Source organism: Bradyrhizobium stylosanthis, assembly GCF_001641335.1.
Lineage (GTDB): Bacteria > Pseudomonadota > Alphaproteobacteria > Rhizobiales > Xanthobacteraceae > Bradyrhizobium > Bradyrhizobium stylosanthis.
This window is the reverse complement of the sequence record NZ_LVEM01000001.1, coordinates 353,620-376,871: the sequence shown is the minus strand read 5'-3', so window position 1 is coordinate 376,871 and position 23,252 is coordinate 353,620. Positions and strand designations below refer to the sequence as shown.

General features: G+C 64.8%; 22 protein-coding genes and 1 tRNA gene. 12 read left to right on the top strand and 11 right to left on the bottom strand.

Features of this window, described 5'->3' with window-relative positions:
* Nucleotides 1-296: 296 nt before the first annotated feature.
* Nucleotides 297-2,027, bottom strand: a complete 1,731-nt coding sequence (locus tag A7X65_RS01910; protein ID WP_082884800.1) for a polysaccharide biosynthesis/export family protein — start codon at nucleotides 2,025-2,027, stop codon at nucleotides 297-299.
* 180 nt (nucleotides 2,028-2,207) lie between these two features.
* Here A7X65_RS01910 and A7X65_RS01905 point away from each other — a divergent pair, with 180 nt between their 5' ends.
* From A7X65_RS01905 to A7X65_RS01885, 5 genes are all read left to right on the top strand, one after another.
* Nucleotides 2,208-3,965, top strand: a complete 1,758-nt coding sequence (locus tag A7X65_RS01905) for a coiled-coil domain-containing protein (protein WP_245323204.1) — start codon at nucleotides 2,208-2,210, stop codon at nucleotides 3,963-3,965.
* Between the two features lie 95 nt (nucleotides 3,966-4,060).
* Entirely contained in the window at nucleotides 4,061-5,104 is a 1,044-nt protein-coding gene (locus tag A7X65_RS01900) for a TAXI family TRAP transporter solute-binding subunit (protein ID WP_156527591.1), read from the top strand.
* Complete coding sequence (locus A7X65_RS01895; protein ID WP_063682670.1) at nucleotides 5,101-5,721, top strand: hypothetical protein; 621 nt, start codon at nucleotides 5,101-5,103, stop codon at nucleotides 5,719-5,721. The genes A7X65_RS01900 and A7X65_RS01895 overlap by 4 nt, the downstream gene beginning before the upstream one ends.
* Before the next feature lie 22 nt (nucleotides 5,722-5,743).
* The gene (locus tag A7X65_RS01890) at nucleotides 5,744-6,355 is read left to right on the top strand and encodes a DsrE family protein (protein ID WP_430642669.1); all 612 of its coding nucleotides are present in this window, start codon (nucleotides 5,744-5,746) and stop codon (nucleotides 6,353-6,355) included.
* 57 nt (nucleotides 6,356-6,412) lie between these two features.
* Nucleotides 6,413-6,700 (top strand): hypothetical protein, encoded by a 288-nt coding sequence (locus A7X65_RS01885; RefSeq protein WP_245323202.1) that lies wholly within the window; start codon nucleotides 6,413-6,415, stop codon nucleotides 6,698-6,700.
* Nucleotides 6,701-6,751: 51 nt separating this feature from the next.
* Here A7X65_RS01885 and A7X65_RS01880 read toward each other — a convergent pair whose 3' ends face one another.
* The 3 genes from A7X65_RS01880 to A7X65_RS01870 form a co-directional block, all read right to left on the bottom strand.
* On the bottom strand, nucleotides 6,752-7,192 hold the full coding sequence (locus A7X65_RS01880; RefSeq protein ID WP_063684750.1) for a cupin domain-containing protein: 441 nt from the start codon (nucleotides 7,190-7,192) through the stop codon (nucleotides 6,752-6,754).
* Nucleotides 7,193-7,835: 643 nt separating this feature from the next.
* Nucleotides 7,836-7,909: transfer RNA gene (locus tag A7X65_RS01875), tRNA-Gly, on the bottom strand.
* Between the two features lie 318 nt (nucleotides 7,910-8,227).
* Nucleotides 8,228-10,639, bottom strand: coding sequence for a hybrid sensor histidine kinase/response regulator (locus A7X65_RS01870; protein ID WP_063684749.1), 2,412 nt, complete (start codon nucleotides 10,637-10,639; stop codon nucleotides 8,228-8,230).
* 317 nt (nucleotides 10,640-10,956) lie between these two features.
* On the opposite strand from A7X65_RS01870, the gene A7X65_RS01865 reads away from it, so the two are divergent.
* Nucleotides 10,957-11,670: a substrate-binding periplasmic protein gene (locus tag A7X65_RS01865; RefSeq protein ID WP_063682669.1), complete on the top strand. Its 714-nt coding sequence runs from the start codon at nucleotides 10,957-10,959 to the stop codon at nucleotides 11,668-11,670.
* Nucleotides 11,671-11,680: 10 nt separating this feature from the next.
* On the opposite strand, the gene A7X65_RS01860 is transcribed toward A7X65_RS01865, so the two are convergent.
* Nucleotides 11,681-11,884, bottom strand: coding sequence for a hypothetical protein (locus A7X65_RS01860; RefSeq protein ID WP_063682668.1), 204 nt, complete (start codon nucleotides 11,882-11,884; stop codon nucleotides 11,681-11,683).
* A 20-nt stretch (nucleotides 11,885-11,904) separates the two neighbouring features.
* Nucleotides 11,905-12,084 (bottom strand): hypothetical protein, encoded by a 180-nt coding sequence (locus A7X65_RS01855; RefSeq protein ID WP_063682667.1) that lies wholly within the window; start codon nucleotides 12,082-12,084, stop codon nucleotides 11,905-11,907.
* Nucleotides 12,085-12,277: 193 nt separating this feature from the next.
* On the opposite strand from A7X65_RS01855, the gene A7X65_RS01850 reads away from it, so the two are divergent.
* Nucleotides 12,278-12,658, top strand: coding sequence for a YciI family protein (locus tag A7X65_RS01850; RefSeq protein ID WP_063684748.1), 381 nt, complete (start codon nucleotides 12,278-12,280; stop codon nucleotides 12,656-12,658).
* A gap of 9 nt (nucleotides 12,659-12,667) precedes the next feature.
* Here A7X65_RS01850 and A7X65_RS01845 read toward each other — a convergent pair whose 3' ends face one another.
* On the bottom strand, nucleotides 12,668-13,258 hold the full coding sequence (locus A7X65_RS01845) for a TMEM175 family protein (RefSeq protein ID WP_063682666.1): 591 nt from the start codon (nucleotides 13,256-13,258) through the stop codon (nucleotides 12,668-12,670).
* Nucleotides 13,255-13,452 carry a hypothetical protein gene (locus A7X65_RS42440; RefSeq protein ID WP_167358192.1) on the bottom strand — a complete coding sequence of 66 codons (198 nt, stop codon included), beginning with the start codon at nucleotides 13,450-13,452 and terminating at the stop codon, nucleotides 13,255-13,257. The genes A7X65_RS01845 and A7X65_RS42440 overlap by 4 nt, the downstream gene beginning before the upstream one ends.
* On the opposite strand from A7X65_RS42440, the gene A7X65_RS01840 reads away from it, so the two are divergent.
* From A7X65_RS01840 to A7X65_RS01820, 5 genes are all read left to right on the top strand, one after another.
* Nucleotides 13,438-14,481, top strand: coding sequence for a CHAT domain-containing protein (locus A7X65_RS01840; protein WP_063682665.1), 1,044 nt, complete (start codon nucleotides 13,438-13,440; stop codon nucleotides 14,479-14,481). The genes A7X65_RS42440 and A7X65_RS01840 overlap by 15 nt on opposite strands.
* A gap of 10 nt (nucleotides 14,482-14,491) precedes the next feature.
* On the top strand, nucleotides 14,492-15,385 hold the full coding sequence (locus A7X65_RS01835; protein ID WP_063682664.1) for a hypothetical protein: 894 nt from the start codon (nucleotides 14,492-14,494) through the stop codon (nucleotides 15,383-15,385).
* Nucleotides 15,382-16,761, top strand: a complete 1,380-nt coding sequence (locus A7X65_RS01830) for an esterase/lipase family protein (protein WP_063682663.1) — start codon at nucleotides 15,382-15,384, stop codon at nucleotides 16,759-16,761. The genes A7X65_RS01835 and A7X65_RS01830 overlap by 4 nt, the downstream gene beginning before the upstream one ends.
* 126 nt (nucleotides 16,762-16,887) lie before the next feature.
* Nucleotides 16,888-18,945 (top strand): ATP-dependent helicase, encoded by a 2,058-nt coding sequence (locus tag A7X65_RS01825; RefSeq protein ID WP_063682662.1) that lies wholly within the window; start codon nucleotides 16,888-16,890, stop codon nucleotides 18,943-18,945.
* A 56-nt stretch (nucleotides 18,946-19,001) separates the two neighbouring features.
* The gene (locus A7X65_RS01820; protein WP_063682661.1) at nucleotides 19,002-19,976 is read left to right on the top strand and encodes an NADPH:quinone oxidoreductase family protein; all 975 of its coding nucleotides are present in this window, start codon (nucleotides 19,002-19,004) and stop codon (nucleotides 19,974-19,976) included.
* 41 nt (nucleotides 19,977-20,017) lie between these two features.
* Here the strand turns inward: A7X65_RS01820 and A7X65_RS01815 are convergent, their stop codons facing one another.
* The 3 genes from A7X65_RS01815 to A7X65_RS01805 are packed head-to-tail and all read right to left on the bottom strand — an operon-like array spanning nucleotide 20,018 to nucleotide 23,141.
* On the bottom strand, nucleotides 20,018-21,265 hold the full coding sequence (locus A7X65_RS01815; protein ID WP_063682660.1) for a metal-dependent hydrolase family protein: 1,248 nt from the start codon (nucleotides 21,263-21,265) through the stop codon (nucleotides 20,018-20,020).
* Between the two features lie 17 nt (nucleotides 21,266-21,282).
* Nucleotides 21,283-21,786, bottom strand: coding sequence for a GAF domain-containing protein (locus A7X65_RS01810; protein WP_063682659.1), 504 nt, complete (start codon nucleotides 21,784-21,786; stop codon nucleotides 21,283-21,285).
* The gene (locus tag A7X65_RS01805) at nucleotides 21,783-23,141 is read right to left on the bottom strand and encodes an MFS transporter (protein WP_063682658.1); all 1,359 of its coding nucleotides are present in this window, start codon (nucleotides 23,139-23,141) and stop codon (nucleotides 21,783-21,785) included. Before A7X65_RS01805 ends, A7X65_RS01810 begins: the two co-directional genes overlap by 4 nt.
* Nucleotides 23,142-23,252: the final 111 nt, after the last annotated feature.

The window sequence follows — 23,252 nt, the reverse complement described above, 5'->3', positions numbered from 1 at the left end:
TGGACGCTCCGAATTCCGATCTCTCGTCCTTGTGGTCTGAAATTGCAGCGACTGGCGGGCTCGGTCCATCTGCGGCGGAGAGCACGGTTGGCCCGGGCTCGGGCAAACCGTCGATGTATTTCGCCGACGCCACGCTTTGCTTATGCCGCCTTAGTTGTTGGCGAGAAGGGGACATGACCATCCATGACTGAAAGTCTACCATGCAACCGACCGGCCCGACCGGAAGACGAATTGCCAGGCCCCGACTAGCCTGTCCATGCGGGCCAGCCTTTGCTCTCGAATGTCCTGGACGGTCATCACTTCGGGCCTGTCCTCTGCTCCGCGACGGCGCGACCCGTCGTCTCCGAGTAGTCGGCACGCCCGGTTGTCGATCGTTCCTCCCTCGCGGCCGAGACCGGCCCGCCGCTTTGCGCTCTCTCGCTTTCACCCGTGATGACATTGACGAGATCGCCGGGCTTCAGCACGCTCGTCCCGCTCGACGGTGTGGCGACCGGCCCGGTCGCGGTCTGTCGCACGATCTCGTAAGTCACCCGGTTCGCTTCCTTTGCGAATTGGCCGCGTGTCGCCGGCAACGTGCCCAGGACCCCCTCACTGATGTTGAACTCGCGCTCATTGTCCGCGATCTGGCGCTCGACCAGCTCGATCTCGTTCTCCAATTCGCTTTTGACGTCGGCCTGGACCTTCATGACCTCCGCCTCCATGGAAGCAAGGCGCTGCTTGGCCATCCCGTACTGATTGAGCGCGTCCCTCCGGCGCTGCTCCGCGTCGGTGAGCTCGCTTTGCACCTGATTGAGGACCGTCATACTGAGAACGTTGCGGTCGACGAGGGAGCGCATACTGTTCACGCGATCCTGGCGCAATTTGACCAGTTCATCGAGCGCCTCCGTGCGCCCATAGACCGCAACATCCTGCTTGGCCGACTCCAATGCAGCCTGGATGGCGTGCTCGCGATTCTTGCGGGCCGTGGCAACGGCCTTGCGTCGGTCGCTCTGCTCGTTGACGATGTTGGCGGCCTCGGTCGCGCCGACCAGTTCCAGCAGCCTGAGCGGGATCTTGGTGGCAATCCCGTCGCGCTCCGCCTTGAGCACCGCCCCGCGCGCCAGCAATTTCAGCATCGCATCAACGGCGCCGCTGCGCTTCTGGATCTCGCGCACGGCTTCGATCTTCTGCCAGGGGTCGTTAGTGCCGCGATCGAGCCCGCCCGCCAACGCGATTGCGTGCAGGACGGTCATGCCGGACACGTATTTGAACGTACCCGCGTTCTTGACCGGCCCGAGCACGTAAATGGGGGAACGCTCTACCGACAAGACGGTGACCATTCCCCTGCGCCCCAGCAGCTGCTCGAATCTGTCCACCAGCGCTTCCTGCACCTGTTGCGCTGAATGATTGAGGACCGGAACGAGACCGAGCAACGGCACGGAAATCGTACCGTCCTCCTGGACCACATATTCCCCGGTCAGTTCCGGACGCTGGAGGATGCCGCGCAGAGCCGACGTCGACGAGGAACGCCCCCACTTATCCTCTTCGACATCCACTCGCTCATAGAACGCAATTTTGAGGCGATCGCCGACCACGAGCGGGGCTGCCGGCGATGCGTCCACCTGCGTTCCGGCCAATTTCGGGGGCTCGGTGATGGTAGAGGCGGCGAGAGTGGAACTGCCGTCGATCGTCGTTGCGGGCAGCGCTTGGGCTGCGAACGCAGTGTCGGCTTCGGCCGCAGCGTCAACGGACCGCTCTCGCGGCGCACCGCCTGCAGCGGATAGCGACCGTGCGACAGCTGCGGAAGCAACCTCGATCGCTTTCCAATTCTTGACCGTACCCACCCCCAGAAGGGCGATCCCGGAGACCGCCCCGAGCAGCAGCAAGCGCTTTCTTGTCTTGCGAAGCGGCATGCTGGGGTGTCGGATAGCACGCTCTGAGCTGCCCTTGGCGTCCATGGCGAATAGTCTCGATTTCAGCGGCGGCGATTCCGTCCGACCGCGCCACTGGCTGCAAACGTGAGCAATCAGAACGACAACGCGCGCCATCGTGATCTCTGGTGAGCAGGGACACAACGACCCTTTGTGGGCATCCCTGGAGGTACTCCTTCCGGGCAGCAAAAAGGGGTAAGCGAGGCTCCTCCATGCGGGTTATTGGAAGGCGAATGGGCGGCGCGCATAATGATGCGTCCATACCCAAGCACCCCGATCATGCGACGGACCATGCAAATGAGTCGCACGATTATTCTTTCTCTGGCCGATGGCGACGTCGCAGGCGTGCCGCGTTGCGCTGCGAGGACGGAAAGGCCCCTGCCCGTGCGGAGATGCTCGGCAATTCCGCAGCTGGCGACGGCCGTCCTCGTGATCACGTCTGCGTCCGGCGCGGCATTCGCCGATCCGGCGCGATGCCCCATGGATGCGTCCCAGCAGAATGTCTCCAGCTTCCCCACGCCCTACCGGCTCGAGGGCTGCAACATATTCGTCGTGCAGCCGCCTCACCGCCACGGCAGAGACGGCTCAATTCGACTAGCGCAAGCGGCCGTCCCTGGCAGCGGCGAGCCCCAGCAGTCTCCGCAGCCGGAACCGCGCAAACCTGAAGCGCTGTCGTGCGAGCTCGGCAGCGCAAAGCACGATATCGAGCTACTGCAACGTCTCGCGCAGGAGCACGATCGAGCCGAGCAGCTGGAACAGGCCCTGGCAGCAACGCGGCACGACGTCGAAGATCGGACTGCCCTGGCGGACAAGGCCCGCGATGAGGCCGCCCAACTCAAGAAGGCCGCGGATGGCGGCCTGGTCGACTTGCGGAACTCCCTGCAACAGGAGCGGGATCGGACCGGCCAGCTGGAGCGGACACTAGCGACCACACAGCGCGATCTCGATGCGCAAACCGCACTGGCGGCCAAAGCGAGCGATGAGGTCACCCAACTCAAGAAGGCCGCGGATGGCGGCCTGGTCGACTTGCGGAACTCCCTGCAACAGGAGCGGGATCGGACCGGCGAACTGGAGCGCACACTGGCGGCCACCCAGCGCGAGCTCGATGCGCAAACCGCGCTGGCGACCAAAGCGAGCGACGAGATCAGCAGGCTGACGCAGGCGGCAAAAGCCGGCGCCACGGAGCGGACACGGTCGATCCAGAAGGAGCATGACAGAGCCGAAGCGCTGGCGCAGGATCTCTCGATCGCACGCAGCAAGGTCTACGCATACGAAGCTCAAGCCGCCAAAGCCGCCGAGAGCGCGGCGCAGCTCAAACAGGCGCAAGAAAGCGAAACAGCTTCCTTGGGCCAATCGCAGCAAGCGGAGCGCGATCGGGCCGAGCGGCTGGCACGGGATCTGGCGAAAGCAAACCGCGATCTCGAGGTACAGACCGAGCGAGCGTCCAAGGCGAGCGAGGAGGTCCTGCGGCTCAAGCAGGCCGGGGAGCGGGACGCAGCCGAGCTGCGCGGCATGTTGCAGCGTGAGCGCGAACGGGCCCAGGGGCTGGAAACCGAGATTGCATTGGCCCGTCTCGACAACGGCGCGTTCGTGGCGAGATTTCCTCCTCCCGCGCCTCAGCCGGCAACGGTCGGAACGGCTGTGCGCGAGGAGCCAATCGGCGCGCGGCCGCAACAGCTCAAGAACGAGCCCGTGCAGGAAGCGCCGGTGCGGGATGAGACATTTCAGGATCCAAGCACGGTGCCGCGCGGCGCAGCGGAGGTCCGGGCCAATCCCGACGAAGCGGCGCAAGTCGCGAGGCTGATCGCACGCGCGAGCTTGCTGCTCGAACAGGGAGACATCGGAGCGGCGCGGGTCGTTCTGGAGCACGTCGCCCGAATGGGCAATGCGCAGGCAATTTTCGTGCTCGCGGAAACCTATGATCCGCGGGTCCTCCCCAGCTTCGGAACGTATGGGACCCACGGCGACGCGACAAAGGCGCGAGATCTTTATACGCGGGCCGAAGCCGGAGGAGTCAAGGAGGCGACAGCGCGGATCGAAGCGCTGGGCCGATAGCGCTGTCCGGTGCGGCCATTCTACAGAACGGCCACGCGCTATCGACATTCGAACGCGTCCAATACGCATGAGGCATGTAGAGAGGATGATGGTCGATGAGAAAGCTCACTGGATTGCATCGGCTGCTCTTGCTCGCCGCGTTCGCACCATTCCTCCTGGCGCTCCATTCATGGGCGGATGCCCGGCCACAGAATAATCGGCCTCACAAGGTTCGCCAGGCACAGCCCGAGGCGCCGCAGCCAAGGCCTGAGGCGGTCCTGATGAATGCCTGGACAATCGGCCTGGCTGGAGGCCTGCTCGAGGGCGCACCGATCCGCCTCGCAGCGGAGATCGCGCGCGTGGTCGACGACGGGGATAATTTGCACGTTCTGCCGGTCGTCACCCGCGGAGCCACGGAAAACCTGAATTCCCTGCTCTATCTGCGCGGGATCGATGCGGCGATCATCAATTCCGACGCGCTGGAGGAATACAAAAGCCAGGTGCCGGATATCCAGCGAAGGATCGCATATGTCCTGAATCTGTTTCCGTCCGAGCTCCATATTTTCGTTCGGCCGGAGATCCAGAGCTTGAACGATCTCGCCGGCAAGAAGGTCAACTTCAATACGCAGGGCACCGCTGCGGCCTATTCGGGGCCGCTGATCTTCAGCCGACTCAATCTCGATGTGGAGAAGACGTTCATCCCACATCAGGTCGCGCTCGAGCAGATGCGCAAGGGCGATATGGCAGCCGTTGTCTTCATTACATCGAAGCCGGTGGATGCCTTCGTGCGGGGCCGCTGGGAGCCCGGTTTCAAGTTCTTGTCCCTCCCCTATGACGGCAGGTTCGAAGACTATTATCTTCCGGCCGCGCTCGGCGACGCCGACTATCCCAACCTGATAAAGCCGGGCGAACGCGTTTCGACCATCGCCGTGTCGACCGCTCTGGTCGCGTTCAATTGGCCGGCCAAATCGAATCGCGCCGAGCGCGTCTCGCGCTTCATCGACCACTTGTTCTCCCGGATCGACAAACTGCAGGCGCCCGGCTTCGACTCGAAGTGGAAATCCATCAATCTCGCCGCGACAGTTCCCGGCCTCGCGCGCGTCCCTGCAGCGCAGGCCTGGCTGGATCGTCAGCACCGCGCAACACAAGCATCGCAATGAACCGCATCGCAATCCTGCTTCTCTTTGCGGTCGAGACGACGGTCGGCACGGCGTCGGCCCAGGATTCAACGACGGAGCTCGGCTCCTGCCTGCAGAAGCCGCACACCGAGCGCCTCGCGTGTCTGGACAAACTGACGCGCACAGTCGCCCCCCATCAACGCCAGCCCTCAGACGACGAATGGATCGTCAGCCAGACGACCTCGCCGATAGACTATTCTCCAATCGCGACCGCTACGACATCGTCGCGCGGCGGGACCGCCGAGTCCGCGATGCAGATGTCGATCCGTTGCCGCGGCGGCCGGACCGAATTGGTGCTGACAGGCCCCGGCATCTCGCGCGAAGGCGGCGCCGGTGCCATTTCCTATCGCATCAACAACAACGCGGCGGTGCAGGTCGCGGCAGGCAGCCCGGCCTCCGGGCCCGGCATTGCGTTCACGGGGGACATCGTTCGCTTGCTGCAATCCCTTCCCGACAGCGGGGACTTCATCGTCCAGCTCTCGTCACGGGGCGGCGGTGCCCCTGATGGAACATTCTCTCTCGCCGGGCTCGACGCGGCGCGCACGAAGATGGCCGCCGCGTGCAAATGGCCGCGCGCGATCGCAACGCCCAATCGTTGATGACGTGCATAGGATTTTTTTGATGGAGGCGGATATGGTCAGGTTCCAACATATTGCCGCAGCGTTTGCGACGGCAACCATTGCTGTTCTGGTTTCTACATCGTTTGCGAGCGCTGAGCAGGGCGGAAGATACTGGACGCCGGCAGACACGCAACCCGTCCTGCAGAGGACGACGCATGAGAGACATCATGTCGCGAAGCCGGCGACGGCGACACGGCAACGGTCTGCGGTTGCCCGCATGGAGGCGCCGGCGGCACCGAAGACGAAAGAACATCGTTTGATCCTGCAGGTGAACTCCAACGATCCCCCGGCAATGAATCTCGCGCTGAACAACGCAACCAACGTGGCGCAATACTTCAAGGACGCCGGCGAAAAAGTGAAGATCGAAGTCGTCACCTTTGGGCCTGGCCTGCACATGCTGCGCGAAGACACATCCCCGGTGAAGGCGCGCATCGAGGAAATGGCCCTGAGCATGCCCGAGGTGTCATTCAAGGCCTGCGGCAACACCCAGGAAAAAATGAAGAAGGCCGAGAACAAGGACATACCGATCGTTCGCCAAGCGGAGATCGTGAAATCGGGCGTCGTGCGCGTGATGGAGTTGCAGGAGATGGGTTGGACCTACGTCAAGCCATAGGCCGTCGCCGGCGCCGCGGTGGGTCTGAAGGGATCACGACCTTCGGTGAGAGCTGCGATGCGAAAACCCGTGAAAGTGCATTCGCCGCGCCGAGGCCTCATTCCCGGCGAGAGAGCCAGGCCGGAACCGGCCCAAGCCAACCTCGGATATCCACCAGGCTCGCGCGTTCGTGTCACGCCTGCCGCAGGCTCCCGTTTGGCCGGAAAGAGCGGCACGGTGATCGGCGGCGGGTACTATCCGAGAAGCGTGCGCCTGGTCCTGGACGGATCAAAGGTTCGAATCACGCTGCATGCCGACTATCTGGCGCCGATTGACATGGATATCGGCTCCACGGAATCGGATTGATTGCAAGCGAGTTCGTTCACCCGATATCGCGGATAACGACTCTGCAGCTGCTCAACTCAATTGGGATGATTGAGGCTGCCCCCTGACCAGTGACCTGAGCTTGTTGACAGCACGGATGGCGAAACCGAGCGGGACCGGATTGTCCAGCCGGCAAAAGGCGACCTTTCTGACATGATCTTCGACATGCCACTTGGCACGCGTCCCGGTGCGGAACAAGATCACGTCACCCGCCGCATAGCGCTCCGCCGGTCTACCATCCATCTCTACGACGATAGATCCTTCGAGGATCACAACGGTTTCGTCGAAATCGTAGTTCCAGTTGAATTTGCCCTGGGTGCAGGACCAGAGCATGGTCCAGGCCGTCCCACAGGCGCTCGTCGACAGAAGGCGTGAGCGAGCCTCTGGATTGCCTTCAACGATCCACGACGGCTCGATCGGCGCAGGCTTGAGATCGTCCGTCTCGCGATGTCCTACTTCAATAGAACCACGCATCAACGCCTCGATGGCTGGATAGCATTTCTTCCGAGAGCTTCCGGCGCTAGACCCTCTCTCGCCGGCGACGTCCATCCTGAGGCTACGAGCAGTTTGGGTGAATGAGACCGGTTGCCGCAATCCCCCGAAGACGAGCACTATTAGGAGCTACCTCGTCGGCAGCATCGACAGCATTCGAAACGCCCCTCGCCTGCGATGGCTTGCTGCCGCCAACGCCTCGGGACGATCGCGCTTGACGCCGCTTCCCTCGTCCCTCCCGACGAATCGACGGTCGATCTTGTGACGGACGATTTCGGCGCGCCGGACGCGAGGCCGACCTTGAGACCACAGATCTCGAAACCGTCATCCGGAGTCTGCTTGCCGACGAGTGCCGGCGGCCGAGCAAGGTGATCATGCTGAGCGTCAAGGCTCGGCGTGCGCCTTGGCCCTATGCCTCGCATGGCCTTTGAAGTTCGACGACGACGCGGAACTGGCCGACCGCGAGATGAAGGCGCAGGCCGCTCCACGAACGTCACGGGTCGAGCTATGCCAAGCGGGCCCTCGGCAAGTTGTTAACGGCGCGAAAGGGCGGCGCGCGTCTCGAACGAAAGACGGACATTTGTCCGGATCGCGGCTTAATCGTCCGAGAGGGACCTGAAAAGACTGGAGCGGGTGAAGGGAATCGAACCCTCGTATTCAGCTTGGAAGGCTGCTGCTCTACCATTGAGCTACACCCGCGTTGGGCGATCCCCTAACACGGCCGGGCGGCGGTCTCAACTGCCCCCGGGCGGTCTTTCCCGCACTCAAAACGCCCTTTGTTCCAGGCCAAACGCCCTCCCCCTTAACGGCCGGGCGATTTCGACCTATATTGGAGGTCCCGAAACCAACGAAAGGAGGTGATCCAGTGTCTTATCTCAAGCGCTGTCACCTCGCTGGGATCGCCCGCTAAGCTCTGAAAAGGGCCTGGCATCGGGGCGCTCTCAGCCCTGGACCAGCGAGCAAGAATCGGGCGCGACGGGGCCTCCCCGCCGCGCCTTTTTCGTCTGTCGGCGCGGCTCAGGCGGGCGGCTCGCCCGCAAGGACCTCGCGAATCTTCTGCGACAGCTCCGACTTGCGGTATGGCTTCTGAAGCAGGGCCACACCTGGGTCGAGATGCCCTTCGTGGACGATGGTGTCGTCGGTATAGCCGGACGTATAGAGCACCTTCGCCCCCGGTCGGCGAGCCCGGACGGCGTCGGCTAGTTCTCGTCCGTTCATGCCACCAGGCATGATGATGTCCGTGAACAGGAGATCGAATTTGGCGCCCTGGTCGACCAGCGCCAGCGCGGATGCGCCGTCGCCGGCGGCGAGCGTGCGATAGCCAAGGCTGCCGAGCTGGGCGATGACATAGCCCTGCACCAGCGGATCATCCTCCACCACGAGGATCGTCTCACGCCCGCGCGCCGTGGCCGGCGCCTGAACCGGCGCCGTCCTGGCTGGCGCCTCGCCCTTCGATCGCGGCAGGAACAGCCGCATCACCGTGCCGTGCCCCTCCTCGCTCTCGATGGCGACGGTGCCGCCGGTCTGCCGGGCGAAGCCATAGACCATGCTGAGCCCGAGCCCGGTGCCGCGACCGACGCCCTTGGTGGTGAAGAACGGCTCGAACACGCGCTCTCGGATGTCGGCCGGAATGCCATGGCCGGTGTCGCTGACCGCGACCATCACGAAGGCGCCGCGCATGGGTTCGCCCTCGCCGGCACCTTCCGTGCCGTCGAGCTCCCGGTTCGCGGTCTCGAGCGTGAGCCTGCCCCCGCCCGGCATCGCGTCGCGCGCGTTGACGGCGAGATTGACGATCGCGGACGAGAGCTGCGACGGATCTGCCATCGCCGACCAGGCGTCGTCCGCGAGCCGGGTCACGATCTCGACATGCTCGCCCAGGATCGGCTTCAGCAGCTTCGCCGTCTCCAGCACGAGGGCATTGACGTCGATCTCGCGCGGCTCCATCGGCTGGCGACGCGCGAAGGTCAGAAGCTGCGAGGTGATCTCGGCGCCGCGCGCGGCGGCATCGTCGATCAGCTGCGCGATGGCAGCCAGCTGGGGCTTGTCCGCAACCCCCTCCTGAATGATCTCGATCGTGCCGGTGATGACGGTGAGCACGTTGTTGAAGTCATGCGCGACGCCGCCGGTGAGCTGGCCGATCGCGTCCATCTTGTGGGATTGGCGCAGCCGCTCCTCGGTCTCGTGCTGCTCCGTGAGGTCGGTGGCGGAGCCGCGATAGCCCATGAAGCGTCCGTCTGACGCGAACACCGGCTGGCCGTTGACACTGAAATGATGCATGCGTCCGTTCGCATCGCGACCGCGATACTCGAATTTCCGGAACGGCTCGTGACGGTCCAGCGTCGCCACGTGCACGCGCCATTTCTCCGGCTCTGCGTCGTGGTCGAAAGCGGCATCGGTACGGCGCTTGCCGATCAGCGCCTTTTGGTCCATGCCGAAGGCGCCGGCCCGCTCGGATATGTAGGTGAACCGATGATCCGGTCCGGTTTCCCAGAACCAGTCGGACGCGGTCTCGGCATAGTCGCGAAAGCGCTGCTCGCTCGCGCGCGCGTCTTCTTCGGCGCTGCGACGGATCTTGAGGTCACGCTCGAGATTGGCGTTGGCCTCGCGCAGCTCGCCATAAGCGCGCTCGAGATTGGCGCACATGGAATTGAAGGCGACGATCACCTTGTCCAGTTCGTCGGGATCGGAGGACGGCCGGCGCTCCAGATGCAAAGGCGGCGGTGGCTGCGCGAGGCTGTATCTGCTGACGAAGTCGGCGATGGCGACCAGATGCCGCGTCACCAGCAGATGGAACATGTAGATGATGAACAGCGAGACGAGAAACGTCTTCGCCGCCTGGCTCGCGAGAATGACCAGGGCGCGGTTCATCAATTGCCGGTAGACCTCGCTCAGCGTCGCCTCGACGTGAAGCGCGCCGATGGTGCGCACCGCCCCCTGCACCGTGGTGGTCAAAGGATAGTCGCGCGTCACGATCGAACGGGTGTTCGGCTCGCCGACCGCCAGGCGGATCGGATTGGTACGGTCGGCGATCTCGCGCACCTCGGCGGCGCGGATGTCGGGCAGCCGCAGGATACCGTCGAGCAGCAGCCGGAGCTGGTTCTGGTCGAGATTCCACAGGCTCTCGCCGAGGCTGCCGGTGGTGCTGCGGCCGATCTCGTCGAGCCGCGTCTCGATGACACCGACCTCACGGCTGTAGTCGAGATAGAGCTGGAGTGCGGTCAGCACCAGCGTGACGACGGAGCTGAACAGCAGCACAGCGGCCAGCAGGCGCGGCCCGACGCCGCGACGTGACCAGTTGAAGATCCGCGACAGCCACGCTCCGGTCATCGGCGGCGCAAGTGCAGCGCCGATCCCGCCCAAATCCTGCTCCGCGGCGGCCGGGGCAACGGCGCGGCCGCGCTTGGAATCCTCATCGCCTGAGTTGCCCATGCACCATGTCCCGGGAACGGCGGCACTGCTCCGGCCGGTCGCGGCCACGAGCAGTTCGACAGTTGAGATGCTGTTCACGCGCGGCGCGTGGCGATCCTGTCGGCCCATGGGCTGCTTGAGGTCGGCAGGGTCATGTCTTGCGCCCAGCGAGCAGGATTCCCGCGCAAGCTACCACCTCGCGTGCTAGAATGACATCGGTGAAAGTCTGGAGCCGCATCACCCAGGCGAGCGTTGATCGGTGCGCAGGCGCGACCCCCGGTAGATCGCGTGGGCCTCCGAATCCAGCGGTAGCAAGGGTTCGACCAGGGAGAAGCGTGATGTGGCGGATTGCCGTCGTCTGGCTGTCTTTGCTGCTAGCTGCTCCATCGCAGGCGCAGGACCTGATCCGGCTGGCGCGCATCGCCGACATCCCCGATCAATATGTCGGCGGCGAGATGCTGCGGGCCGTCTACGCCAAGCTGAACATCAAGCTCGAATTCGAGGACGTCCCCGGCAAGCGGGCGCTCGCACTGTCGAGTGCCGGCGAGGTGGACGGCGAGATCCAGCGGATCGGGACGCTCTCACGCGACTACCCGACCCTGGTCCAGGTCACGCCGGCGATCAACTACATCGAGCCCGCGGTGTTCACGACGAGGCTCCATTTCGATGTCGCGGGTTGGGATTCAATCCGGGACTACAGCATCGGCATCGTCCGCGGCGTCGGCTCATCGGAGGCCGGCACGCGCGGCATGGCCCGCGTCACGGCGACGACCAGCCTGGAGAGCATGGTCAAGATGCTCGACGCCGATCGGTTCGACGTGATGATCACCGATCTTTTCAGCGGTCTCGTCGCTGTGAGGAAGCTCAACCTGCAGGCCAGGATCTACCCGCTCTCGCCGCCGCTCGATCGTATCCACATCTATCACTATTTGCACGAACGCCATCGCGCTCTGGTGCCCGAGGTCGGCAAGGTGATTGCGCAGATGGAGGCGAGCGGCGAACTTGCAACGCTGCGCGAGGCGCTCGTCAAGCAGATCCTGAGCGCACCGTAACGGTGCCCGCTCAGGTCGCGCGAAGCCGTTCGCGGAGGGCGACGGCGGCGATCAACACGCCGATGCACCAGGCCATGGCCGCCCGGGGCGGCTCGTCGGCGAGCAGCACGGTGAAGATGCTCGTGAGCAGGCACGGAGCGATCGCCTTGCTGTTCCGGCTCACGAGGGAGAGCAGGAACGGCATCGCAGCGATCGATATCTGCAGGACGCTCATGGTCGCGCGTCGTGGGGGCGTCAGAAACCGCAGACATTGACGGCGCGCGGCTGCTTGCCGCGGCGGCTTTCGACGATGCGCTCGCCGCCGTTTTCGGCCGAGCTGCCGTAATAGCGGTGGTGGCCGCTCTGGTCGTGCAGATCCGCAGGCTCGGATCTTCCCGCCCGACGCGCGTCGCAGATGATCTTGATGGTCGACATGGCCGCCTCCGAAGTGTTCTTGTGGCCATCAGTCGCGCCGGTTTCGGGCGACGTTCACACCCCAGGGCCGCAATCGGGTTTCCGGACGGTTTCGTCGCAGGGGACGGACGCAATATTTTCCGTGCCGCCATTGTCGGCCCAAGCTGCCGTGATACGTCCTGTGGACGCGCGCAGCAAAAATAACGAGGTGACGATGCTCTACGCCATCCTGGCCTATCACGTGGAAGACGAAATCCTGTCCTGGTCGCCCGAACAGGACGCCGCGGTCGTCGCCAAGGTCATCGAGGTTCAGGCGCCCATGCGGGCCAGCGGACTGCTCGGACCGGCCGCCCGCCTGGACGAGACCCGAAAGGCCCGCACCTTGCGCGGCCCCGGCGCCGGGATGGTGCTGGACGGCCCGTTTTCCGAGACCAAGGAGCAACTCCTGGGCTTCCACCTCGTCGACTGCGCCACGGACGACGAGGCGGTCGCGGCGGCACGGAAGCTGCGCGCGGTCAATCCGTCCGCCGTCTACGAAATCCGCCCGGTCAAGCTTTACGTGCCGGCAGATGGGTTCGGCACGACACGAGGCTGAGACACCGGCCTACGCGCCCGGCCCGGCCGGTGCGACGTAGAAGCGCTGGATCAGCAGCCCGCCGAAAGCGATGAACCACACGAAGGGCGCGACCTGCGGCGCGAATGCCGCCACGATCGTGCCCGGGATGAACACGGCCAGCGGAAACATCGAGGCCATGATCTCGTGGCTCCAGCGGCCGAGAATGGTCCACCACAGCCAGGCATTGAGGCCGGCGATCGCGGTCAGATGCAAGCCGTAGAGCACCGCAACTGCGCTGCTCATGCCGTAATTGGTGTAGAGCCCGTTGGTGACGGGCAGCAGCACGATCGAGAGCAGGAAGAACAGATTCAGGATCACGCAGCCGCGGCCGCCGACGGGCTGGCGCGCCAGCCGGCGGTGATGGCTGATCCAGAACACGCCGGCGATGATGAAGCTGAGCGCGAAGCCGGCCAGCTTGCCGGAATAGACCCGGGCGAGATCGCTCCAATCGGGCGCAGTGGTGAACACCGCCGCCTTGGGCAGGTCATAGGCCAGAAGCGTCATGGCGACACCGAAAATGGTGTTGCTGAGCGATTCCAGCCGCCGCATCTCGAACTGGTCGGGCCTGAGCTCGGTCATGCCGGATCATTTGTCGCGGCGCCGACGCCAGCGGTGGCGCGGGCGGCACCTTGCATCTTTTGGATGGTAATGTACCATTCCTGCGACTTCATATTGCATTCCCTTTTTCGACCCGTGACGCCAATTGCGACAGGACGTTTCCAGTGGCGCTGGATGCCGCAAGGATAAATCTTTTTCTTTTGCCCGAGAAGCAAGGCGGGGCACTCCCCGTTGCCGCAGACGACTATTCGCTCGCTTACGGGCCGGACATCGTGGATCAGGTCCTCAAGGGACTGATCGACACACGAGACAGGCTCGAGAAGAGCTTGACGGACGATGACGATCGCCCGACCCTCGCGCAACTCAAGGACTTCGGCCTCGAGCTGAGCCGCACGCTGTTTTCCGGCTCGGTGAACGATCTCTACTATGCGGCGAGCCAGCGCAACATCCAGATCACGCTCTGCACCTCCGACAACCGCCTCAAGCGGGTCCCGTGGGAATTCATCGTATGGCCTGATGTCAACGAAGGGCCTCACGCCAAGCGTACGTTTGCGCGAAGCGTTCCGGTCGCCAACGGCGCCGAGCGCAAGCCGAAGCCGATCGGCAATTCCCAGATTGCCGTGCTCGTCATCGGTGCTGACGTCCTCGGCCGGGAAAGGATTCCCTGGACGGAGACCAAGGAAAACCTCGAGCGCATCATCGGCGAGAGGATCCAGGGGCCGGGAGCCGCCCGGATCACCATGAACCTCGTCGAGGGCGCAACAAGGAAGACGGTTCGCGACGCGCTCGAGGAGAGGCCCTACGACATCGTTCACTTCATCGGTCATGGCCGGCCGGACGGCATCCTGCTGCGCGGCGCAGGACAGCAGGGCGGCATCGTCCTCGGGACGGAGCCCTTCTCGAAAATGATCTCGGATGCCGAACCGGCCCTGGTGATCCTGAGTGCCTGCGACACCGCCCTGATCGAGGACGTGCAGCCGCTCGGCACGATCGCCGAGAACCTGGTGCGTTCAGGGGTACCGGCCGTCGTCGCCAACCAGTTGCCGATTTCCGTCAGCTCGATCGCGGATTTCACCGGCGCGCTCTATCGCTCGCTCCTCACCGACGGCAACATCGACGTCGCCGTCAACAAGGGGCGGATCGCCCTGGTCAAGGAAATGGAGGCGCTCAAATTCGCCGCCATCGAGTGGGGAATTCCTGTCCTGTACCGGCGGCCGGGCTGCAGCCAGCTGTTCACCCCCTGAAGGGGTCCTGATGTTCAAGAAGCAAAAAGCCACACGTTTCGTCCGGTCCGGCTCGCGTGCTCCGGCCGGCAAGACGCCGACCACCGCGAAGACGACGGCTGCGAAGAAAGCCGCGGCCATGAAGCCCGCCGCCAAGTTCGCGGCCAAATCTGCAGCCAAGTCTGCGGCCAAGTCTCCAGCAAAGTCCGCGGCCAAGTCCGTCGCGAAGCCTCGCGCGGCCAGCGCCCGCGAGGCGCGGACGCACGATGTCGCGGTCTGGGACATCGACGTCCATTCCGGCTTCGTCAATCGCGTGCTGGACGCCATCAACCGGAAGCAGAAGCTGTTCAGGTTCGTCCGGATCGAGGCAACGGTGCCGATGGGACTGACCATGTCGGGCCGCCGCACCCGCGAGATCATCCAAAAGCTCGATCCCAAAACTGCCGAAGACCCGCAGCTCGAAAACAGCGTCTGGGCCGAGGACATCTATCCCGTTGCCCGGCCGATCCTCAAATCGACCGGAACCGATCTGCTGGTCTGCCTGCTGGCGCCGTTGATTGCGGACCGCGTGACCAACCCGCCATTCGACCGCGACGGCGTTGAGATCGACTTCTTCTCGGTCTCGAGCAAGCGCATCATCCTGGTGTCCGCCTACGAGTTGCGCGGCTACGCCGCGAAGGCGGGGCGGTCGTTCGAGGCCTGTCTCGCACTCCTGATCGTCGCCCAGGTCCTCGCCGAATATTTCGATCTCGAGGAGCACGACGATACGCGCGGCTGCATCATGGACTATTGCGACGACCGCAAGGACATTGTGGTGTTGCTGAAGAAGATGGAAATCTGCCCGCACAGCCTCGAGGAACTACCGGACTACGCGCGCGCGAGCGTCGTGAAGATGATCCAGGCGATCCGGGAGTACACGCCATGACCAAGGTGCTGCTCTTCGTTCCGGGACTGCTCGGCTCGGAACTTTCGGATGGCGAGGGAATGGTCTGGCCGGGCTCGCTGCTCAATGGAATCGTGGGCTTCGACGAAGAGCGGTTTCAGCGCCTGCTTCAGCCGAACCTCGTCGTCGGCGAAGTCATCGGAAAGGTCGGATACGTCGTCGACATCTACGCGCAATGGCTCAAGGCGTTCTCGCGGCTGCGCGACAGGAAGAACCGCCAGGCGATGTTCTCGGCGCGGGACAAGACCCTCTATACCGCGCCCTATGACTGGCGCATCGATCTGACGAAATCCGCCGAAGAGCGCTTGGCTCCCAGGATCAGGCAGATCCATGCCGATTGGAACGGCAAGGCGGAGATTCACATCGTCGCCCACAGCATGGGCGGGCTCGTCACCAGGTATTATCTGCAAAGCGGCAAGTTTACGAACGAGCCTGGCTTTGCCGCCATTCGCTCGCTCACCACGTTCGGCACGCCGCACAACGGCGCGCCTGTCGCGCTCGCCGGCGCATTGGGGCTGCATGCGGCGGATTTCCTCAACGCCGACCAATCACAACGGTTGGCCAACGATCCGCGTTACACCGCCCTCTATCAGACATTTCCGCTTCAGCATGAACCGATCATCTGGAAGCGGGAGGTGGAAGGCGGCCTCGGGCCGATTTCGCTCAGCGACCGGGCATTTGCGGTCAACGAGCTCAAGCTCAGCGCGGCGACCCTCGATCTTGCCAAGGCCTTTCGCGACGCCATCGACATCGCGACGAAGCCAATTCCGGCGCATGTCCGCACCTTTCTGATGGTCGGAACGCGTTTCAGCACGATCACGCATTTCGTTTGGAACGGTGGAATTGTCGACAAGATCGAGACCGAGTCGGCCGGCGATGGCACGGTGTCGTTGCAGGGCGCCTTCCTGCCGGGACAGCAGATCCAGTTCACCGACAAGTCGCATGTGAGCCTGATCGCCGCCGAAGAGGCGAGGTTTGCCTTTCAGGAACTGTTCGGCGCCGACGGTCTGTTGGCGGCGGAAGACGAGCGGTTCGACATTACCGTCCAGGATGTCATCGTCCCGGTCCAGGCGCCGTTCGAGGTCCTCATCCAGTCGAGTTCCCCCGCGACATCGCTGCAGGGCGAACTCTCCTGGGAGCGCGCGGTCCAGTCACCGGGCAAGGCGGAACTCGACGAGAGCGACTTCAAGCCGTTCGCGCCCCCGCCTGCCAAGCCGATCCGCTACTCCGGACCTCCGATGGGAGTGACGGTTCTGCGCCTGACGGCCCCGACCTTGACCGGAATCTACCGCCTCGTCCTCAAGGTCACCGGCCAGCCCGACGCCAAAAGCATGCCGTTCATGGTACGGCCGAGCTGAGTTGCGGCCGGTGGTGCAGCGGCCGACGCCGGCGCCGTCCCCCGCGCCAGCGGTCCCCCGCCCTCCACGTATGCCTTGCGGAGCGCCGCCGGATTGCCGAGTCTGCCCCTTTCACCGGGGCGATTCGTGGCGACATATCTGGATACGCTCAACGCGGAGCAGCGCCGCGCCGTCGAGCATGGCGTGGCCGACGGCGCGACCGTGGGAAGCCCCCTGCTCGTCATCGCCGGCGCGGGTTCCGGCAAGACCAACACGCTGGCCCATCGCGTCGCGCACCTGATCGTTGCCGGCGCCGATCCGCGACGCATCCTGCTGATGACCTTCTCCCGCCGCGCCGCGGCCGAGATGGCCGGCCGGGTCGAGCGCATCGCCCGCAAGGTGCTGGGAGAGAACAATGCCGCGATCATGCGCGACGCCCTCGCCTGGGCCGGCACGTTTCACGGCATCGGCGCGCGGCTCCTGCGCGAATATGCCGAGCGGATCGGCGTCGATCCCGCCTTCACCATCCACGATCGCGAGGACTCCGCCGACCTGATGAATTTGGTCCGACACGAGCGCGGATTGTCGAAGACCGAGAGCCGCTTTCCGGCCAAGGGCACGTGCCTGTCGATCTACTCGCGCTGCGTCAATGCCGAGATGGAGATCGAGAAGGTGCTCGGCCAGCACTATCCCTGGTGCGCGGGCTGGGCGGCCGAGCTGAAGGGCCTGTTCGCGGCCTATGTCGAGGCCAAGCAGGCCCAGCACGTGCTCGATTACGACGACCTCCTGCTCTACTGGTCGCAGATGATGAGCGACGCACTGATCGCCGAAGAGATCGGCGGCCGCTTCGACCACGTACTGGTCGACGAATATCAGGACACCAACCGCCTGCAATCCTCGATCCTGCTGGCGCTCAAGCCCGAGGGCCGCGGCCTCACCGTGGTCGGCGACGACGCGCAGTCGATCTATTCGTTCCGCGCCGCCACCGTGCGCAACATCCTGGAGTTTCCGCAGAGCTTCTCGCCGCGCGCGGAGATGATCACGCTCGACCGCAACTACCGCTCGACGCAGGCGGTGCTGGCGGCGGCCAACGGCGTCATCGGCCTTGCGCGCGAGCGCTTCACCAAAAACCTCTGGACCGACCGCACCTCCGGGCCGAAGCCGCAGCTCGTCACCGTGCACGACGAGGCCGACCAGGCCCGCTACATCGTCGAGGAGGTGCTGGCCAACCGCGAGCAAGGCGCGCTGCTCAAGCAGCAGGCGGTGCTGTTCCGGACGTCCTCGCATTCCGGTCCGCTCGAGATCGAGTTGACCCGCCGCAACATCCCGTTCGTCAAATTCGGCGGGCTGAAATTCCTCGATGCCGCGCATGTCAAGGACGTGCTGGCCTTGCTGCGCTTTGCCGAGAACCCGCGCGACCGCGTCGCCGGCTTCCGCATCCTGCACCTGTTGCCCGGCATCGGCCCCGCCACCGCGCAGCGCGTGCTCGACCAGATGGCGGAGAGCATGGACCCGCTTGCCGCGCTCGGCCGGTTTCCCGTGCCGGCGCGTACCGGCGACGACTGGACCGCCTTCGTCCGCACGGTCGAGAATTTGCGCTACTCGGAATGGCCGGCCGATCTCGAACGCGTCCGGCTCTGGTACGAGCCGCATCTCGATCGCATCCACGAGGATTCCGAGACGCGTCGCGCCGACCTGATGCAGCTCGAGCAGATCGCGAGCGGCTATGCCTCGCGTGAAAAATTCCTGACCGAGCTCACGCTCGATCCGCCGGATGCGACCAGCGACAAATCCGGGCCCCCGCTCCGCGACGAGGACTACCTGATCCTGTCCACCATCCACTCCGCCAAGGGCCAGGAGTGGAAATCGGTGTTCGTGCTCAACGTCGTCGACGGCTGCATGCCGTCCGATCTCGGTGCCGGCACCAGCGCCGAAATCGAAGAGGAGCGCCGTCTGCTCTATGTCGCGATGACGCGCGCCAAGGACGATCTGCACCTCGTCGTGCCCCAGCGCTTCTTCGTCCACGGCCAGGCCGCCAAGGGCGACCGCCACGTCTACGCCTCGCGCACCCGCTTCATCCCGGAATCCCTAGTCTACCTGTTCGAGCGCACCGCCTGGCCGAAGGCCGCAGCGGGTGCAGCACGTACAGCGGCCCAGGGACCGAAGATCGACATCGGCGCGAAGATGCGCGGGATGTGGCGGTAGACACAAGAGACCGCCATCCGGACCTGTCAGGATAACTGGAACCACAGAGGTCCGACATGAAAGCCGTCGTCGTAGAGCAATACGCGTCCATCGATCAGATCGAGCTGAAGGACGTTCCGTCCCCGCGCATCGAGGCCGGACAACTGCGCGTCCGGGTGGAGGCGGCGGGGATCGGCTTTGTCGACGGCTTGAAGATCGAGGGACGCTATCAGACCAAGGATCCCCTGCCCTTCATTCCCGGCACGGAGTTCGCAGGCGTCGTGATTGAAGGCATGGCCGGCGGCTTCGAACCCGGCATGCGCGTGATGGGCATGACGCGGTCGGGCGCGCTTGCCGAGGAGATCGTCGTTGGTCCCGCAGCGCTCCATCCTTTGCCGGACGGCGTTGCGGCCGAGGTCGCTGCCTCGTTTCGCGCCAACTACCTGACTGCGCTCTATGCGCTGAGCGGACGCGCTTCGCTGTGTGAAGGCGAGCAGCTGCTCGTGCTGGGCGCGGCCGGCGGTACGGGAATCGCGGCGGTCCAGATCGGCAAGCTGCTCGGCGCCCGCGTGATCGCCGCAGCATCGACGCCGGACAAGCGCGACTTCGCACGGGCGCACGGCGCCGACGCCGACATCGACTACACGCAGACCGGCTGGCGCGACACGCTGAAGGAGTTGACCAACGGGCACGGCGCCGACGTGATCTTCGACCCCGTCGGCGGCGAAATCTCGGTGCAGGCTTTTCGATTGATCGCCTGGCGCGGACGCCATCTGGTGGTCGGCTTCGCCGCGGGTGCCATCCCCGCGCTGCCGTTCAATCTGCCGCTACTGAAGGGCGGCGCCCTGCTCGGCGTCGACCTCGCGCAGCTTCCAACGCGCGAGCCCGAGTTGCAGAAGCGCCTGATGTCGGAGCTGATGAACTGGCTCGCCAACGGCGAGCTGAAGCCCGTGGTCGGCCGCGTCTTCGCGCTGGAAGAATTTCGCGAGGCGTTCAGGACCATGCAGACGCGCGGGGCGCTCGGCAAGATGGTCGTGCGCATCGCGAAATAGGACGCCGCATCGGCGCGCACATGCGCGCGATGCGGCGGCGATTACGCGTTCAGCCGGTCGAACTGGACCTTGCCTGCCTTCATCACCATCGGAATGTGCTCGCCCTGGCCGAGCAGGCAGGCGACGTCGCGCAGCGGGTTGCCGTCGACCACCAGCAGGTCCGCGATGGCCTCCGGTGCGATGCGGCCGAGCTTGCCTTCCATGCCCAACACTTCGGCACCGATCAATGTCGCACTGGCGATGACGGCACGGGGCCCGAGAATCTCGGCGCGGATGCGGAACTCGTCGCTCTGCAGGCGCTGCGACGGTCCGAGCAGATCGCTGCCGAAGCCCATCTTCACGCCGGCATCGCGATAGATCGCGAGCGAGCGCAGGCCGGCGTCGCGGACATCGGCGATCTTGGCGACGCTCTCGGCCGGCAGGCCGTATTGGGCGCCCTCATTGGCCAGCGCCTCGTAAGTGACCAGCGTCGGCACCACATAGGCGCCCTTCTCGGCCATCAGCCGCGCGGTCGGCGCATCGACCAGATTGCCGTGCTCGATGGTGCGTACGCCGCAGCGAACCGCGCGTTCGATCGCGGCAGCGGTGTAGGCGTGCGCGAGCACATAGGTCTGACGGCCCCGCGCCTCCTCGACGATGGCGCGGATCTCGTCCTCGGAGTAGCCGAAGGCGCCGACCGGATCGGTCGGCGACGCCACGCCGCCGGAGGCCATGATCTTGATCTGGTCGGCCCCCATCTGCAGCTCTTCGCGGGCAGCCCTGCGCACCCCGTCGACGCCGTCGGCGACGCGCGCCAGCGCGCCGACGCGCACGCAGCACGGACAGGGTGCGTCGCTCGCGAGGTAATCCGAGCGTGCCCGCATGTCGCCGTGGCCGCCGGTCTGGCTGAGCGCGCGGCCGGAGACGAACAGCCGCGGCCCGTCGGTGAGGCCGGTCTCGATCGCCTGCTTCAGCGCATGGCCGGCACCGCCGGCATCGCGGACCGTGGTGAAGCCGCGCCTGAGCATGCCGCGCAGCAGCAGCGTCGAGCGCAGCGTCACCAGCACGTTCGGCATGTGCACCTGCTGCGCCAGATTGAGCTCGACCGCAATCGCGTGCACGTGCAGGTCGATCAGGCCGGGCATCAGCGTCTTGCCCTTCAGATCGATGGTGCGATCTGCAGTGACCTGGATCGGCCGGTCGGAGACCTCCTTGATCAGATTGTCTTCGACCAGCACGTGTTGTCCCTCCAGCAAATCCGGCTGGAGCGGATCGAGCAGAGCGGCGTTCTTGAAGAGGATGCTGGGCATGGTTGTGTCCTGTCCGGTCAGGATGAAGTCGCCGTCAGCAGCGCGGGCAGCGCGAGCTGGGCGAAGGGAAGGCACGCGGCGGCATCGTCGTAGCCGTACCAGCCCGCCTCGTGAAGCAGATTGAGCGAGCCGAGCGTGCGGCCGCGCCAGCGCACGGGCATGTTGAGCACGCTCTCGCAGCCGAGCGAGGCGATCAGCTCGTGATCGGCGAAGACGGTGCGCAGATCATCCCTGTTGTAGCCGATATAGGCCTCGCCGCGATCGAGCACGGCCTCGGTCCACGGGCCCGGCGCGAGGCGTTTGCGTCCGCCGGTCGGATAGGGACCGGGCAGATTGGAATAGACCCTCGCCGCTTCGCCGGTGTCGTCATCATAGGTCAGGATCGTGAACAGCTTGTGCCCGATCGCCGACTTCGTTGCGCCATCCAGCGCCGCGAACAACGCAGCCGGCTGATCTACCCTGCCCTGCGACGCCGCGACGGCGCACAGCAATGGATCAGCCGTAACTTTCGTCCGCGTCATGCGACTTCGCCCGCCGCAATCTCTTCGAGCGAACGGCCGCGGGTCGGCACGCCCATCACCACAACGGTGAGCGCGCCGATCAGCAGCACGCTGGTGGTGATACCGAACACGCCGGCGAAGCCGAAATTCGGATAGAGATAGCCGACCAGGATCGGCGAGACGATCGCGCCGATCCGGCCGATTGCGGAAGCGAGCCCCGCGCCCGTGGTCCTGACCGGCGTCGGGAACACTTCGGCGGTATAGGCATAGACGCCCGCGTAGGTGCCGTTCATGAACAGCGACAGGAAGATTCCCGCCGCCATGATCTGCTGGTCGCTCTGCGCGAAGGCAAGCCCGAGCGCGCTGATGCCGCCGAGCACCATGTAGGTCGCAATAGTCGCCTGCCTGCCTATGCGCTCGTTGAAATACGCGGCGCTGAAATAGCCGGGAATCTGCGCGCAATAGATCGCGATCGAGTAGGCGAAGCTCTTGGTGATGCTCATCCCGTTCTGGACCAGGAGGCCGGGGATCCAGACGAAAAAGGAATAATAGCTGAAGGTGATCGCCAGCCACATGATCCAGGTCATGATGGTGATGCGCGCCTGGCGGGCCGCAAGAAGCGCCGCGAAATTCGCCAGCAGCGTTCCGCCCGTCCCCGTGGGCGCTGCGGCTTCGACGACCGGCGGCGGCAACACACGGCCTTCGCGCGCAAAGCTCGCCTCGATCCTGTCGAGCACGACTTCGGCTTCCTTCTCCCGTCCCCGGCTTTCGAGCCAGCGCGGCGATTCCGGCAGCGCCCGGCGCCACCACAGCAGCATGACCACCGGCACCGCGGTGATGACCAGCACGATGCGCCAGCCATTGTCATAGGCGGGGACGATGAAGTAGCCGAGCAGTGCCGCGGCAACGAAGCCGAAGGAGAAGAAACCGGCGAGCGCGCCGGTGAAGCTGCCGCGGTAACGCCGCGCGACGAACTCGGCGAGATAAGGTGCGATGATCGCGCTCTCAGCACCGGTGCCCATGCCGGCGACGACGCGGGCGGCGAAGAAGGACGGCCAGCTGTCCACCATCGCACTGACGATCGATGCCACGCAATACAGCGCCAGCGCCGACATCATCACGGCACGGCGACCGATCAGGTCGCCCAGCGTGCCCGCGAACAACGCGCCGAACAGGAAACCGATATAGGTGCTGCTGCCGAGCACGCCGATCTGCACGCTGGTCAGGTTCCACGCCGTGCGCAGCACCGGCAGGATGAAGGCCAGCACCGCCGCGTCCATCGCGTCGAACATGTAGCCGAGCCCGCCCATCAGCAACAGGTGCATGTGGAAGCGTGCGAACGGAAGGCGCTCGATGCGCGCCGATATCATCGACATGAAAGTCCCCCTCTGACGTCACGGGCCCGGCGCGCCGCTCGGGAGGGAACCATAGACAAAGTGACATTATCGTCATAATTTATAATTATGATCTAATATATCACTATGGTG